Consider the following 15,335-nt stretch of genomic DNA (forward strand, 5'->3'; position numbering starts at 1 on the left):
CACGTTGTCCGCGCCAACATCCGCTGCCGTGTTGTATGAATGGTCCGGCGAGAGCACCATTGTTTTTGATGATACAGTCCGTTTTGAGGCCTCTTTTTCATTCGAAAATGACGAGCCTATTGGAAATTTTCAGGTCCTCGATTTAAGTAAAGTGACTTGTGTTTTAAAGTTAAACGGAATCAATGTTGGTTGCTTGGAAGTGCGCATGGGCGAGGTCACCACTTTCGCTAATGGCAACGTCGTAGAAGTCGTTTCAAATTCGTTTGGGCGCGCAGGTTCAAGCTATAGTATGGGTAGTGTCTTTTCGCTTGATTCGCTCAGCATGACTGGGTCGTACGATGCGATTAGCTTCAATCCATCAAGATTGACTGTTACCAATACCAACTCGGCCCCTGCGGTGCCCGAGCCCGCAACTTGGGCTATGTTTATTCTCGGTCTTGGCTTGGTTGGTGGTGCCATGCGGCAACGAAAGGCTCTTACTGCGACGCTATCGAGCGCGTGAAGCGATCCGATATTTAAAGTTACGACCTCGCTGGAGAGATCTGGCACGGTTGTTGTTTGGAAGCGTTGAGGGCAGATGCATTTCAACGTAAAACGAACACCAGTAACAGTCCGAGATTATCTAAAGTCTGTCACAACCCAAAAAGTGCGATTTTGTAGGCCGAAGAAGCCATGTTTCTTTTTAAGAGTTATAGCGGCGGTCGTGGCTAATCTCGAAAAGGGTGGAGGACTTCAGTCCTTGCCTTGCGGAACGAATAAACCCCCTCAATATCTGTCCCTTTGACTTAGCCGGATGGCTCGTCAACCCCAGCAATTGTGATGGCGATTTGTTCATCAAACAATGCTCTGCGTGACGATAGCCGTCTGTCCAAACCATATCTCGACGCGGAAACACCTCAGTCGCTTCTTTTTCTAGCACTTTGATGGCGGAGCCATGGACTCGCCGAGCAGCCCATTCGTAATTTTGAAGACGTGTTTTGGAGAACGCTTTCGCGGAAAGCAGATCCCATTCCGCTTCGGGCGCCGCCTTTAGCAGAGCCAGCAATTCTGCTGCCGCTACGCGATCGACATCCCAAACATTGTCGTCACCCATAATGCCCCCGCTCTTGGTTTCGCTACCATGCTGATTGCCTGTCAGGGAAATGAAACTCAGATCGAACATTCGTCAAGTCTAGGCCCGAAAGCACCGACAAAGGACAAGCGATCATCGAGTGGGCCGTAAAGGCCAAGCTAAGGGCCATTGCCATGCTGCCGCTATTCGACGCGGCGTGGGCGATCGATGGAATCGAAGCGAAGATGAAGGAAGACGCGGAAAGATCTGAGTAAGAGCCTAGGCACAATCGGATTAGGGAACGCTTATGGGAATCGGGCCTTAGTTCAACATAAAGATCAATATTATCAGATGGTATTGGCGGACAGGGTGGGATTCGAACCCACGGTAGGCTTGCACCTACGGCGGTTTTCAAGACCGCTGCCTTAAACCACTCGGCCACCTGTCCGTACAATTTCGCCCTCTAGCGGGGTGATTTGTCCGAGTCACCATACTTCGGTTGTTGGGAATTCACCCAAGGTGTGACATCCCTAGGGACATGATTCCCCGTTTGCTTCCTGCCGCCTGCCTTGCCCTTGCCGCAGCCGTGCTGTTCGGCACCACACCGGCTCTGGCCCCAGCGACGGCACAGGCCCCTGCGCAGCCCGATCTTCCGTTCGACGCCTATCTCGAAGTGCTCAAGGCGCGGGCACGGGCCGAAGGCGTCAGCAGCGCCACCATCGATCGCATGACGGCCGGGCTCACCGCCAATGAACGGGTGATCCGGCTTGACCGAAACCAGCCCGGCAGCGCCACCGCAGCAGGCTATCCTCCGCTGGCCCCCTATATCGCCACCCATGTCAACGGCGAGAGGATCGGCAGCGGACGCCGGGTGTTTGCAGAGCACCGCGATCTGCTGGCCCGGATCGAGCGCGAAACCGGTGTGCCTGGGGGCATTATCATTGCGATCTTCGGACATGAAACCAGCTATGGCCGCATCAAGGGCGATTTCGATCTCGCCCGCAGCCTTGCCACGCTGGCCTGGGAGGGGCGTCGGCGCGAGTTGTTCGCTGGCGAGTTCGTCGCTCTGATGAAAATCGCCGACAAGGGCTATTCGCGGTCGCAGCTGGTGGGAAGCTATGCGGGGGCTTTCGGCAACCCGCAGTTCCTTCCGAGCGTCTATCTTCGCCTCGCCACCGATGGAGACGGCGACGGACGCGCCGATATCTTCACCAACCTCGCTGATACCTTCGCCTCGATCGCCAATTACTTCCGTGATGCCGGATGGCGGCCGGGTCAGCCCTGGGGCGTGCGCGCCTATGTGCCCTCTGGCTTCGACGTGGATGCCTACAGGACGCGGCTTGTCGCCCCGCTGTGCCCGCGCGTGCATGAACGCCACTCGGTCTGGAAAACCGTCGCCGAATGGCGCGCACTGGGCGTGGTGGCACAGGGCGGGCTGGCCGATGATGTCATGACGTCACTTTTTCAGCCCGATGGCCCCGGTGCGCCTGCATGGCTGCTGACCGGCAATTACCGCGCGATCCTCGAATATAACTGCTCCAACTACTACGCTATGAGCGTGGGGCTGCTGGCTGACGAAATCGTGAACTGATCATGCGCCATGCCTCGTCAAGCGCGGAGGGCATGGCTATAGCCGCGCGCGTGATGACTGCTCTCGTTCGCCGCTTTGTTCTGTTTCTTGTCCTGCTCGGGACGATCACGCTGCCTGTGCAGGCGCAACCGGCCGAGCGTGTCATTCCCGCTGTCCCGCGCGCGGACGAGGCACCCGTTGCGCTGCTGGTAGACATCACCACCGGACAGGTGCTCCACGCGCGCAATGCCGAGCGGCGCTTCATGCCCGCATCGGTCACCAAGGTGATGACGCTCTATCTGGCTTTTGAACTGATCGAACAGGGAAAGCTCGATCCGGCACAGGTTTTCATGATGAGCCCCGAAGTGGCGCGCGAATGGCGACGCAAGGGTTCGACGATGTTCCTCGATCGCGGCGAACGCGTAACGGTTCACGATCTGCTGCTCGGCATTGCCAATGTTTCGGCCAATGACGGCGCGGCGGTGCTGGCGGAGGGGCAGGCCGGGTCGGTAGCAGCATGGACCGCAGCGATGAGCGAGGCGGCACGCGGGCTCGGCATGAGCGGCAGCCATTTCGGCACTCCCAACGGCTTTCCCGACGAAGGGCGCACGTTCACCACAGCCAATGATCTGGCCAAGCTCGCACGGGCGCTGGTGACGCGCCATCCGGACAAGTTCGGTTATTACATCGGGCGTGCCGGGTTCGACTACAAAGGCATCGCGCAGGTCAATCATGATCCCATGATCGGACGGGTCGACGGGGCTGACGGGATCAAGACCGGTTTCACCAACGAATCCGGTTTCTCCTACCTCGGCACGGCGCGGCGCAACGGTCAGCGGCTGGTGCTGGTGCTCGCCGGCGTTGAAAACGGGCGGCTGCGCGGAAGGTTGGCGCTGGCCTATATGGAATGGGGCTTTTCCGCCTTCGACCGGCGGCGGCTGTTCGCACCTGATGCGGTAATCGGCACGGCGCAGGTGCAGAACGGCGATGCACGCAGGGTGGCTTTGGTGGGCAAGGGGCCCGTCGCGATCAATCTCCCGCGCGGGAGCAAGGGCAGGATCAGCGCGAACATTCGTTACGACGGGCCGCTTCGGGCGCCAATCATGGCCGGCCAGCAGGTGGCGACGCTGGAAGTCACCGCGCCCGGCGTAGCTCCCGCACGCATCCCGCTTTACGCCGCCGAGGAAGTCGGTGTCGCCGGCCCGATCGACCGGATCGTCAATGCCATCGCGGGGCTGTTCGCATGAGCGCGGTACGCGGCCGCTTCATTGCCTTTGAAGGCGGGGAGGGCGCGGGCAAGTCTACCCAGGCGCGCCTGCTGGCCGAAGCCTTGCGCGCACGCGGGCTGACGGTCGTGACCACCCGCGAACCAGGCGGGACGCCGGGGGCAGAGGCGATCCGCAAACTCCTGCTCAATCCGCCCGGTGACACTGGCTGGACAGCCGAAGCCGAAGCCTTGCTGTTCGCCGCCGCCCGCGCCGATCATGTCGCACACCTGATCCGCCCGGCGCTCGCACGCGGGGAATGGGTGGTTTGCGACCGGTACGTCGATTCGAGCCGCGCCTATCAGGGCGCTGCCGGAGAGCTGGGTGACGAAGCGGTTCTTGCGCTTCACGCCTTCGGCAGTGGCGGATTGCGGCCCGACCGGGTCATCCTGCTCGAAGGCGACGAAGCCGCGCTGGTTGGCCGCCTCGCAGCGCGCGGAGCGGAAACGGACGCGATCGAAGGCCGGCCTGCCGCCTATCACCGTGCGGTCGCCGCCGCTTTCAGAGCCTTTGCCGAGGCCGATTCTTCCGGTTTTGCCCGGATCGACGGAATGGGCGCACCCGATGAAGTTCACCATCGCATCATGGCGGCGCTCGGCGATCTGCTGGAGGGCGTGGGCACATGACCCGCTGGCCCAATCACGGCGAAGCGTGGCGGCAATGGCGCGATGCGCTGGCGGGTGAACGGATGCATCATGGCTGGCTGCTCGCGGGCAAGGCCGGGCTGGGCAAGCGTGATTTCGCCATGGCCGCGGCGCGCGAGCTGATGGCCGAACTCGGCGTTCCGCAGCCGCAGGGCGATCACCCCGATATTATCCTGCTGACCTATGGCCCCAAGGACGACAAGGCCGAACGCGCTGCTGCCGATGGGAAGCCTTACGAACTGGCTCGCAGCATTCGCATCAAGCAGATCCGCGCGATGCAGAAACGGCTGATTACCCGCCCGACGCTGGGTAGCCGGCGGGCAATCATTATCGATCCGGCCGACGACATGGAGAAAGCCGCCGCCAACGCGCTGCTCAAGAGCCTTGAGGAACCGCCGGTGGGCACGTTTTTCCTGCTCGTGACCCACCGTCCGGCGCGCCTGCTGCCCACCATCCGTTCGCGTTGCCGCACCTTGCGGTTTCCGGTGCTGTCCGACAGCCAGCTGGGTGCGATGCTGGAGGAGGGCGGCATGCCCCACGATCGCGCCGCCATCGCTGCCGCCGAAGGATCCTTCGGCGCCGCGCTGCGATTTGCCGCGCAGGATCTCGCGCCGCTGGCCAAGGTGATCGAGGCGTTGCTGGAACGCGGCGATGATGGGTTCACGGTTCGCGGAGAACTCGCCCGGCTTATCGGCCCACGCGCCGATCGCGAGCGCGTGCAGGCCGTGCTCGATCTCGCGCAGGCTCTTGCGGCGCGGGCTGCGCGGGAAACCGACGATATTGCCAGACGCGGGCGACTGATCGATACCCATGCCGCGCTGGTGAGCCTCGCCGCCGAGGCTCCGACGGCCAATTTCGATCCCGGGATGCTGCCCTTCGAGATCGGCAGCTTGCTTGTATCCGCCGCCCCCGCTAGCGAACCGGCCCATGGCTGAGACCGACACCACCCCTTTCTACATCACCACCGCCATCAGTTATCCCAACGGGCGGCCGCATATCGGCCACGCCTATGAGGCGATCGCGGCGGATGTCATCGCACGTTTCCAGCGCCTGCAAGGCCGATCCGTGCGGTTCCAGACCGGCACCGACGAACACGGGTTGAAAATGGCCCGCAAGGCCGAAGAGCAGGGCCGCAAGCCGCGTGACCTCGCCGATGAAATGTCCGGATATTTCCGGCAGATGTGCGATGCCCTTAACGTTTCCTATGATCGCTTCATTCGCACCTCCGAACCCGATCATCATCGCGCCAGCCAGGCAATCTGGCAGGCGATGGAAGCCAGGGGGGATCTCTATCTCGATCGCTACGAAGGCTGGTACTCGGTCCGTGACGAGGCCTATTACGACGAGAGCGAACTGGTCGAAGGCGAGGGCGGGGAAAAGCTGTCGCCGCAGGGCACTCCTGTCGAATGGACGATCGAGGAAAGCTGGTTCTTCCGTCTGTCGAAATATCAGCAACCGCTGCTGGAATTGCTGAAAACGCCGGGCTTTCTCGAACCGGCAAGCCGCCGCAACGAAATGATCGCCTTTGTCGAACAGGGCCTGCGCGACCTTTCGGTCAGCCGCACCAGTTTCGACTGGGGCGTGAAGGTGCCGGGCAGCGATGGTCACGTGATGTATGTCTGGGTCGATGCCCTGACCAATTATCTCACGGGGCTCGGCTATCCCGACGATACCGCCCAGATGCGCGAATTCTGGCCTGCCAGCCTGCACCTGATCGGCAAGGACATCGTGCGGTTCCACACGATATACTGGCCCGCCTTCCTGATGAGCGCGGATCTGCCGCTGCCGCAGAAGGTTTTCGGCCACGGCTTCCTGCTCAATCGAGGGCAGAAGGAATCAAAGTCGCTCGGCAACGTCACCGATCCGCTGGAGCTGGCAGAACGTTTCGGCGTGGATGCCTTGCGCTATTTCCTCATGCGCGAAGTCGCCTTCGGACAGGATGGCAGCTATTCACCTGAAGCCATTGTTTTGCGTGCCAATGCCGAGCTGGCCAACAGTTTCGGCAACCTAGCGCAGCGCACCCTGTCAATGATCGCGAAGAACATGGACGGGAAGCTCGAGGCTTTCGAGCAGGCCGAGGCCGATACTGCCTTGCTGGCGACTGTCAGTCTTGCCTGCGAGACCGAACTTCCACGCGAATTCAACGCGTTGAACTTCTCAGTAGGGATCGAGGCATGGATGCGTGCGGTCTATGCCTGCAATCAATACGTCGACGAACAGGCACCCTGGGGCCTGAAAAAGACCGATCCCGAACGGATGAAGGCGGTGCTGCAAACGCTGTTCGTGGCGCTGCGCGATCTCGCTATCGCGATCCAGCCCGTCGTACCGGAAAAGGCGGCATCGTTGCTCGACCAGCTGGGCATCCCCGCAGGCGAACGTTCCTTTTCCGCACTAGATGATCGGGAATGGTTCAACCGCCTCGTCGCCGGCGGCTATACTGTCGCTCCGCCGACACCGCTGTTCCCGCGGCTTGAATTGCCCGCAGAGGAGGGCTGAGGCAAGCGATGCTGGTCGATAGCCATTGCCACCTGGAATATAAGGGCCTCGTCGAAGATCGCGAGGGCGTGCTTGAGCGGGCGCGAGAGGCCGGAGTAGGGGCTTTCCTCAATATCTCGACCCGCCAGAGCGAATGGGATCAGGTGGTCGGCACCGCCGCGCGTGAGCCGGATGTCTTCGCCAGCGTCGGTATCCACCCACACGAAGCCGATGCGCATCAGGACCTCGGCCGTGCCGCGCTGCTCGAAGCGACACGGCACCCGCGCGTCATCGCGATCGGCGAGACCGGGCTCGACTACTATTACGACAAGTCGGACAGGGAGGCGCAGAAGTCTCTGTTCCGCATGCACATCGATGTCGCGCGCGAGACGCAGCTGCCGCTTATCATCCATACCCGCGATGCTGAGGAGGATACCTTCGCAATCCTCGCTGCGGAGATGGAGAAGGGGGCGTATCCCGCGCTGATCCACTGTTTCACCGCCTCGGCCAACTTTGCCGAAAAGGTGCTGGCGCTGGGGCTGACGATCTCGTTGTCGGGCATTGTGACTTTCAAGAATGCCAAAGACTTGCAGGAGGTCGCGAAGATCATTCCTGAAGACCGGCTGCTGGTCGAGACAGATAGCCCCTTCCTCGCTCCGGTACCGCATCGGGGCAGGGTGTGCGAACCGGCCTATGTCGCCGACACTGCCGCTTTTGTCGCAGGTTTGCGCGGAACAGATATGGAACGAATGACAGCCGTGACCACTGCGAATTTCTTCAACCTTTTCAAGAAAGCCGCCCTGTGAAAGTAGTGATGCTCGGTTCGGGCACCTCGACCGGGGTGCCACGGCTGGGCGGGCCCGATGGCGCGGGCGACTGGGGCGACTGCGATCCGGAAGAACCGCGCAACCGCCGCACGCGGGTGTCGATTCTGGTCGAAAGCGATGACGGCCGCAGGCTGCTGGTCGATACCTCGTCGGATTGCCGCGCTCAGTTACTGGCGAACCGGATCGACGGCATCGATGCGGTGTTCTGGACGCATGATCATGCCGATCACTGCCATGGCATCGATGATTTGCGCGTATTGCGTTACGGGCGCGCCGGGCCGATCCCGGGGTTTGCTTCGACTGAAACCGTCCGGCGGCTGCGGCAGCGGTTCGGCTACGTCTTTGCAGGACAGGACGGCTATCCGACAATCTGCACCATCGACACGCTTGACCGGCTGCGCATGATCGCCGGTTTCGGCGTCGAATGGTGCCAGATGGCGCATGGAACCGGCGAAACCACTGCATACCGCTTCGAAGCAGATGGCAAATCGATCGGCTATGCGACCGATTTCAGTGCGATTTCTGATGAGATGATCGAACTGTTCGACGGCGTCGATATTCTTGTGTCCGATTGCCTACGCCGTGAACCTCATCCCACGCATGCAAATCTCGCCATGGCCATTGAACTTGGCGAGCGGTGCGGCGCGGGGCGCGTCGTGCTGAGCCATCTCGACAAGAGCATGGATTACCGGGCGCTCTGTTGCGAAGTGCCCGATTTCGTAACTGTCGGGTTCGATGGTCTGGTGGTTGTCGCATGACCCCTGAATTGATCATGCCTGTGATTGCCAGCATCGGCTGGCTGATTGTCGTTGGTGCAGCGCTGGCTTCACACCGTTTGAAGTGGAGCCAGGTTGCAAAGATGGCGCTTGTCTGGGCGGCCATTTTCGGTGGTCTTTATGTTCTGGTGGAGTGGTACCTGACGGTTCGGGATGCCGCCGGGTCAACATCTTCCATTTAACATAATATATATTATCCATTCAAAGGTCAGGCATGAGCAAAGCGCCCCATACGTCCCCTATCAACCGGTTGCTCGACATCATGGCCCGCCTGCGCGATCCCAAAGCCGGTTGTGAATGGGATCTCGCGCAAGACTTCGCGAGCATCGCGCCTTACACCATCGAAGAAGCCTACGAAGTCGCAGACGCGATCAACCGCAATGACATCGCCGACCTTCGCGACGAACTTGGCGATCTGTTGCTCCAGGTCGTCTTCCACGCCCGCATGGCCGAAGAAGCCGGATATTTCGCCTTCGCCGACGTTGCCAACGCGATCAACGAAAAGATGGAAACCCGCCATCCGCATATCTTCGCCAACGCTGGCGGAACCATGGACGAGGCGCGCTGGGAAAATCTCAAGGCAAACGAACGCGCAGCCAAGGGTGTGACCAGCGCGCTCGACGGTGTGGCATTGGCGCTTCCGGCCCTGATGCGCGCGCAGAAGCTTCAGAAACGCGCCGCGCGAACGGGCTTCGACTGGCCCGATCCTTCCGGTTCCGAAGCTAAAATTGCCGAGGAAATGGAGGAACTTAAGGTCGCAACTTCCGATCAGGAAAAATTCGAGGAAGCGGGCGATCTGCTGTTCGCCGTCGTCAATTTTGTCCGCGCGCACGGGATCAGCGCCGAGGATGCCTTGCGCGCCGCCAATGCCAAGTTCGAACGCCGCTTTCGCGCAATGGAAGATCTGGCCGATGGCGCGTTTCCATCGCTGTCTCTCGATGCGCAGGAAGAATTATGGCAGCAGGTAAAATCGGCCGAGTAACCGTTTTTAATCAATTGCCTAGCGTGGAAAACTGGCCCAGTTCCTTGGGGTTGAGGCGGACAGTGACGCGGCGCATCGGGCCTGCCTCTCCTTCTCCGGCATCCTCCTCCGCCACCACGTCGCCATGCGCGTGCAGCCATGCCATGCGTCGCCCGTCGCTGAGCGGCAGCACAAAGCTGACTTCGCGTGCGGCACCGGTGAGCAAGGTGGAAAGCCGATCTTCCAGCCATGCCACGCCCTCACCCGTCGCCGCCGACACGATCACCGCATCGTGTCCTTCCGCCGCATCGTGCAATTCCTCAAGCGATTCAGCGTCCAAAAGGTCGCACTTGTTCCAGACTTCGAGAATCGGAATACTGCTTTCGCCGGTATCCTTGTCGACCACGCCGAGATCGCCGAGCACGTCCAGCACCTGCTTCTTCTGCGCCGCATGGCTTGGATTCGCCATGTCGCGAACGTGGCAGATGACATCGGCCCCCGTGACTTCTTCGAGCGTCGCACGAAATGCAGCCACAAGCTGGGTCGGCAGATCGGAAATGAAGCCCACCGTGTCCGAAAGGATCGCCTTTTCCACCCCCGGCAGACGGATCGCCCGCATGGTGGGATCGAGCGTGGCGAACAGCAAATCCTCCGCCATAACTTCCGCGCCGGTAAGGCGGTTGAACAGCGTCGATTTGCCCGCATTGGTGTAGCCCACCAGCGCGATGACCGGCCAGGGTGCCCTTCCCCGCCGTTCGCGATGCAAGGCGCGGGTTTTGCGCACCTGTTCAAGCTCTCGCCGCAAGCGACCCATGCGCTGACGGATCATCCGGCGGTCGGCTTCGATCTGGGTTTCGCCCGGACCGCCGAGAAAGCCGAAGCCGCCGCGCTGGCGTTCGAGGTGGGTCCAGCTGCGCACCAAACGGCTTTGCTGGTAATCGAGATGCGCCAGTTCGACCTGCAGGCGCCCCTCGGCTGTTGCCGCACGTTCGCCGAAAATTTCCAGAATTAGACCGGTGCGGTCGATCACCTTGCGCTTCAGCCGGTCTTCGAGATTGCGCTGCTGGATCGGGGTCAGCGCGCCGTCCACGATCACCAATTCGGCCGCGTATTGTTCGCACCAGACGGCGATATTTTCGACCTGACCCGATCCGAACAGGGTGTTCGGCTGCATCTGGCGCACGGGAAGGATCGCGGAATGGGCAACAACCACCCCGATCGCGAGTGCGAGCCCTTCGGCTTCGGCCAGGCGCTCGGACGCATCGAGATCGTAACGCAGCGCCCGGATATCCGGACACAGCACCAGCGCCCGCGCGCCGCGTGTAACCTCGTCGTCGAATTCGCTATCGAAGCTCAGTCTTCGGCCCCGTCGTCGTCATAATCGTCATCATCGTCACCGACGCTGAGATCGACCGGCCCGGCGGGCTGGATGGTGGACACGGCATGCTTGTATGCCAACTGCACCGCGCCGTCGCGTTCCAGCAGCATGCAGAACAGATCATAGGCAGCAATGCGTCCCTGCAACATCACGCCGTTCACGAGGAACATGGTCACCTGCACCTCGGCTTCGGCAACGCGGCTGAGGAACACGTCCTGAAGCAGTTTCTGCTTCTTGCCGCCGCCCCGGCTCTGGAATTGCATGTGGTCAAGCGACTGCCCGGGCATGATCGTCGAGATCGCGTGCTTGTAGACAAGCTGCGATTGCCCGTCGCGGCGGAGCAGGATCGAGAAATTGTCAAACCACGTGACAATGCCCTGAAGCTTCACGCCCTTCACAAGGAACATCGTCACCGGAATCTTGTTCTTGCGCAGCAGGTTTAGGAATGCATCCTGAAGATTGCCTTGCCGCCCGGCAGCACCGCCGCCGTCGCTGCGCTGTTCGACCGGCGCGGCACTGCGCGCAACCGGACGGGGGGAGAGCGTTCGCCCGCTGGACATGGTCTTGGCTCCTGTTCTTGGCGGCCGGTTTTGCGGTCCGCAGATATGGCTGACCGGACGCGTCACATGGCCGCCGGCACCGCCTATATAATGGCGATTGGCGTGCCACCCGACAAGGCTTGATTTGCTATGCGCTTACGGCCTGAACCGACGACCTATTCGCTGTCCCCGTCATCGCGCCGGTCGGCCATGCCGAGCAGCTTGAGCTTGCGGTGCAGCGCCGATCGTTCCATCCCGATAAAACTGGCGGTTTTCGAGATATTGCCCGAAAACCGGCGGATCTGGATCGCCAGATATTCGCGTTCGAAACTTTCGCGGGCCTCGCGCAGCGGCACCCCCATGATGGCCGAGAGATTGTCGCCTGCCATGCCGATCTGGCCGCCGGTGATTTCGGGTGGAAGCATGTCGGGCTCAACCGTGGTCAGCTTCTCGCGCGGGGTCATGATGATCGTGCGCTCGACCACATTACGCAACTGGCGGACATTTCCGGGCCAGTCATAGGCCTGTAGCGCCGCCATCGCCTCGGACGAGATTTCGGGGGGTGAAAGGCCCTGATCATTGGAATAGCGGGTGAAGAAATGTTCGGCCAGCGCAGGAATGTCCTCGCGCCGCTGCGAGAGCGAGGGGATTGCCACCGGCACGACGTTGAGGCGGTAGAACAAGTCCTCGCGGAAGCGCTTCTCGGCCATTTCCACGGTGAGATCGCGCGTGGTCGAGGATACGACGCGCACGTCCACCCCGATCTGCCTTGTGCCGCCGACCCGGACAAAGCTCTGGTCAGTCAGAACCCGTAGGATTCGCGCCTGAGTCGAGAGCGGCATGTCAGCGATTTCGTCGAGGTAAAGCGTGCCGCCGTCGGCCAGTTCTAGAAGGCCCGGGCGCACCTGCTTGCCGTTGGCTTCCTCGCCGAACAGTTCCTGTTCGAAGCGTTCGGGCGTGATCCGTGCGGAATTGACCAGCACGAAGGCACTTTCGGAACGCCCGCTCCACGCGTGCAACAGGCGTGCAGCGACTTCCTTGCCCGCCCCCGGAGGACCCGAAATCAGCACGCGGCTGCCGGTATTGGCAACCCGCTTTAGCGTTGCACGCACGGCATTGATGGTGGGCGAATTCCCGGTGAACTCCGCACTGCTCCAGCTGCTTTCGCGCAACCGGCTGTTCTCGCGCCGCAACCTTTCGGTCTCGGTCGCGCGTTCAACCAGCAGCAGCAACCGCTCGGCCTCGAATGGCTTTTCGATGAAGTCCATCGCCCCCCGACCCACGGCAGCGACAGCGGTGTCGATATTGCCGTGTCCGGAAAAGATGATCACCGGCAAAGCCGGCTCGCGCGCCTTGATCGCATCGAGCAGTTCAAGACCGTCCATCTGGCTCCCGTGGAGCCATACGTCGAGCAGCACGAGGCTGGGGCGGCGTTCGTCGATCGCGGCCAAGGCCGCGGTGCTATCGGCGGCGGTGCGGCAGACATAGCCTTCATCGCCAAGCACGCCCGCGACCAGCTCGCGGATATCGCGTTCGTCGTCGACGATCAGGATTTCGAGCGCCATGGGCGGGCTCCTTCGGCTGGGGTTCGGGGGTTGGAAGCGGACGGCGTCATGCCGGGATGCCCTCCAGCGGCTGGGGATTGCGCGCGAAGCGCAATGTCACACGCGTTCCCCCACCGGGGGTGCTGGCAAAGCTCATGTCGCCGCCATGTTCGTCGACAATCTTGTTGACGATGGCAAGGCCGAGCCCGGTGCCTTTCTCGCGTGTGGTGACATAGGGTTCGGTGATCCGCTCGCGGTCGGCGGGCAGGCCGATGCCATTATCCTCGATCGTGACCATGATCGCCTCACCCGCGTCGCTGATGGTGACGGCGATCTCGCCCGCAAATTCGCCGCGTGCCTCGCCAGCACGGGCCTCCACCGCCTCCACTGCGTTCTTGAGCACATTGGTCATCGCCTGGCCGAACTGGTGCCGATCGCAGCGCACCTCCCGTTCGAGCAGGCCAATGGAAGATACGCTAAACGCGATGCCCGAATGTGCGACTTCCTGCAGAAACACGGCCTGACGCACCAGATCGAGCGCATCCTCGTCGCGGAACACCGGTTTGGGTAGCCGCGCGAAGGAGGAAAATTCGTCGACCATCTTTCGAAGATCACCCACCTGGCGCACGATGGTGCTGGTGAGTTCATCGAACAGTTCGCGATCCTCGTCGCCCACCTGCGTGCGGTAGCGCCGCTTGAGGCGTTCCGTGGCCAGTTGGATCGGGGTGAGAGGGTTCTTGATCTCGTGCGCGATGCGGCGCGCAACGTCCGACCATGCCGCCTGCCGCTGATCGAGCAGCTGGCGGGTAATATCCTCGAAAGTGATCACGTGACCACTGGTGCCCGGCGCCACCTTGACGGCGAGCGTCAGCAGTTCGGTGCCCTTGGCATGGGAGACGATCGCGCGCTCCTTGCCTTCGGTAATCATGCGGCACAGTTCGGGCGCGAGGTCCTGGAGCGAGCGGCCGATCATGCCCTCCCCCTCCTGTCCCGGCGCCGATAGCAGCGCCTGCGCCGACGAATTCATCAGCATCACGCGGCTGTCGTTATCGACCGAAATCACCCCGGCAGTAACGGATTCCAGCACCGCTTCCATGAAGGCGCGACGGTCGTCGATCTGGCGGTTGGCGCTCACCAGTGCCTGGGTCTGCTTTTCCAGCTGCGCCGTCATGCGGTTGAACGCCCGGTTGAGCAGACCGATCTCGTCCGCGCCGGTACGCCCTTCGAGCCGCAGCGCAAAGTTGCCCTGCCCCACCTTTCGCGCCGCGCCGACCAGATCGGTGAGCGGCTTCACCTGCCGGTCGGCAAACCGCAACGCGAACCAGATCGCGAGGCCCACCAGCAAAAGGCTGACCGCGACCAGCGCGATGTTGAACCGCAATTGCAGCATCCGGGCGCTGCCGGTGAGCCGGTCATACGCGGTGACGATCGACTGCGCCTTCGACCACGAATTGAACATCGTCTCTTCGGTGGTGCGGGCGTTGTAGAGATAGATACCCGCCTTGCTGTCGATCGGTGCGATCGCGGCGATGCGTTCGGCACTCCCTTCGACCACGACCAGTTCATTATCGTCGAGCCGCTTGAGCGCTTTTTCGCTGAACGGCACCGGGTCGTTACCCTCGACCAGATTAAGAGCCACCGCAGTGCGGAAGGTGTCGTCATCCATCCGTTGGAGAATGACGCTCTCGGTGATCTCGCGCGCCTGCGCCTGGTACAGATAAAGGTCGGGAAAATCCTCGTCGGTGATAGGCACCCGCTCGAGGATGAACCGCATGTCGCCCGCCATTGCGACGGTTTCCTGCTGCACGTCGCGTTGGTTGGCCTCGTAATAGCTTTGCGCCAGTGCGTTGGCGTTCTCCATCAGCCCGCGGGAATCGTCGGAAAACCAGAAATCGACCCCGGTCTGGAAAAGGAAAGCGGCAAACCCCGCCACCAGCAGGGTCGGCAGTGCGGCCACCATCGAGAAGAAGAACACAAGCCGCACATGCAGCCGCGCAGTGCTCCCGGCGGCGCGGCGCAGCGCCACCCGGCGACCGATCAGCACCAGCAGCGCCATCGCAGGAACCAGCGTTGCCATCAGGAGCAGAGAGACCTGCATCGTCGGCAGCAAGGCGTCGGGCGCAGTAGCGCGCGAATAGGTCAGCCAAGTCGCGCCGACCGCCGCCAACAGAGCCAGTGCGGAAATGATCTCGAGCCAGAGGAATATATTCGCCCGGCGCGAGGCGACGATGAAGCGGCGCCACCAGCGCGGCGGTTGCTGCTGCGACAGGCTCAGCACGCGAGGCAGGGGCGCATCCATCGTTGC

14 protein-coding genes, 1 tRNA gene and 1 pseudogene are annotated in these 15,335 nt (G+C 61.8%); 10 read left to right on the forward strand and 6 right to left on the reverse strand.

Going from position 1 to position 15,335, the window contains the following annotated elements:
* Positions 1–331: 331 nt before the first annotated feature.
* A pseudogene (locus OIK40_RS15075) lies at positions 332–502 on the forward strand (PEPxxWA-CTERM sorting domain-containing protein); the annotation flags it as partial.
* A 180-nt stretch (positions 503–682) separates the two neighbouring features.
* Here OIK40_RS15075 and OIK40_RS01570 read toward each other — a convergent pair.
* Positions 683–1,162 (reverse strand): hypothetical protein, encoded by a 480-nt coding sequence (locus OIK40_RS01570; RefSeq protein WP_273675613.1) that lies wholly within the window; start codon positions 1,160–1,162, stop codon positions 683–685.
* A gap of 247 nt (positions 1,163–1,409) precedes the next feature.
* Positions 1,410–1,499 (reverse strand) — tRNA-Ser (locus OIK40_RS01575).
* Between the two features lie 90 nt (positions 1,500–1,589).
* On the opposite strand from OIK40_RS01575, the gene OIK40_RS01580 reads away from it, so the two are divergent.
* Genes OIK40_RS01580 through mazG form a run of 9 tightly spaced genes read left to right on the forward strand, consistent with a single transcriptional unit; the run spans position 1,590 to position 9,590 of the window.
* Positions 1,590–2,642, forward strand: coding sequence for a lytic murein transglycosylase (locus tag OIK40_RS01580; protein WP_273675615.1), 1,053 nt, complete (start codon positions 1,590–1,592; stop codon positions 2,640–2,642).
* A gap of 53 nt (positions 2,643–2,695) precedes the next feature.
* Complete coding sequence (locus OIK40_RS01585; protein ID WP_273675617.1) at positions 2,696–3,868, forward strand: D-alanyl-D-alanine carboxypeptidase family protein; 1,173 nt, start codon at positions 2,696–2,698, stop codon at positions 3,866–3,868.
* Positions 3,865–4,512: a dTMP kinase gene (tmk, locus tag OIK40_RS01590; protein ID WP_273675619.1), complete on the forward strand. Its 648-nt coding sequence runs from the start codon at positions 3,865–3,867 to the stop codon at positions 4,510–4,512. The genes OIK40_RS01585 and tmk overlap by 4 nt, the downstream gene beginning before the upstream one ends.
* Positions 4,509–5,465 carry a DNA polymerase III delta subunit-related protein gene (locus OIK40_RS01595; protein ID WP_273675620.1) on the forward strand — a complete coding sequence of 319 codons (957 nt, stop codon included), beginning with the start codon at positions 4,509–4,511 and terminating at the stop codon, positions 5,463–5,465. The genes tmk and OIK40_RS01595 overlap by 4 nt, the downstream gene beginning before the upstream one ends.
* Positions 5,458–7,026 carry a methionine--tRNA ligase gene (metG, locus tag OIK40_RS01600; RefSeq protein ID WP_273675621.1) on the forward strand — a complete coding sequence of 523 codons (1,569 nt, stop codon included), beginning with the start codon at positions 5,458–5,460 and terminating at the stop codon, positions 7,024–7,026. The genes OIK40_RS01595 and metG overlap by 8 nt, the downstream gene beginning before the upstream one ends.
* Positions 7,027–7,034: 8 nt before the next feature.
* Positions 7,035–7,811 carry a TatD family hydrolase gene (locus tag OIK40_RS01605; RefSeq protein ID WP_273675623.1) on the forward strand — a complete coding sequence of 259 codons (777 nt, stop codon included), beginning with the start codon at positions 7,035–7,037 and terminating at the stop codon, positions 7,809–7,811.
* Positions 7,808–8,590, forward strand: a complete 783-nt coding sequence (locus tag OIK40_RS01610; RefSeq protein WP_273675625.1) for an MBL fold metallo-hydrolase — start codon at positions 7,808–7,810, stop codon at positions 8,588–8,590. Before OIK40_RS01605 ends, OIK40_RS01610 begins: the two co-directional genes overlap by 4 nt.
* Entirely contained in the window at positions 8,587–8,790 is a 204-nt protein-coding gene (locus tag OIK40_RS01615; protein ID WP_273675626.1) for a hypothetical protein, read from the forward strand. The genes OIK40_RS01610 and OIK40_RS01615 overlap by 4 nt, the downstream gene beginning before the upstream one ends.
* A gap of 32 nt (positions 8,791–8,822) precedes the next feature.
* On the forward strand, positions 8,823–9,590 hold the full coding sequence (gene mazG / locus OIK40_RS01620) for a nucleoside triphosphate pyrophosphohydrolase (RefSeq protein WP_273675628.1): 768 nt from the start codon (positions 8,823–8,825) through the stop codon (positions 9,588–9,590).
* Between the two features lie 10 nt (positions 9,591–9,600).
* On the opposite strand, the gene hflX is transcribed toward mazG, so the two are convergent.
* The 4 genes from hflX to OIK40_RS01640 all read right to left on the reverse strand — a co-directional run bounded on the left by hflX (position 9,601) and on the right by OIK40_RS01640 (position 15,329).
* Positions 9,601–10,872, reverse strand: a complete 1,272-nt coding sequence (gene hflX, locus OIK40_RS01625; protein WP_273675629.1) for a GTPase HflX — start codon at positions 10,870–10,872, stop codon at positions 9,601–9,603.
* Between the two features lie 50 nt (positions 10,873–10,922).
* The gene (gene hfq / locus OIK40_RS01630; RefSeq protein ID WP_273675630.1) at positions 10,923–11,507 is read right to left on the reverse strand and encodes an RNA chaperone Hfq; all 585 of its coding nucleotides are present in this window, start codon (positions 11,505–11,507) and stop codon (positions 10,923–10,925) included.
* Positions 11,508–11,662: 155 nt separating this feature from the next.
* Positions 11,663–13,051, reverse strand: a complete 1,389-nt coding sequence (gene ntrX, locus OIK40_RS01635; RefSeq protein WP_273675632.1) for a nitrogen assimilation response regulator NtrX — start codon at positions 13,049–13,051, stop codon at positions 11,663–11,665.
* 46 nt (positions 13,052–13,097) lie between these two features.
* Positions 13,098–15,329 (reverse strand): sensor histidine kinase, encoded by a 2,232-nt coding sequence (locus OIK40_RS01640; protein ID WP_273675634.1) that lies wholly within the window; start codon positions 15,327–15,329, stop codon positions 13,098–13,100.
* Positions 15,330–15,335 lie beyond the last annotated feature (6 nt).

Source organism: Erythrobacter fulvus, assembly GCF_028595285.1.
Classification (GTDB): domain Bacteria; phylum Pseudomonadota; class Alphaproteobacteria; order Sphingomonadales; family Sphingomonadaceae; genus Erythrobacter; species Erythrobacter fulvus.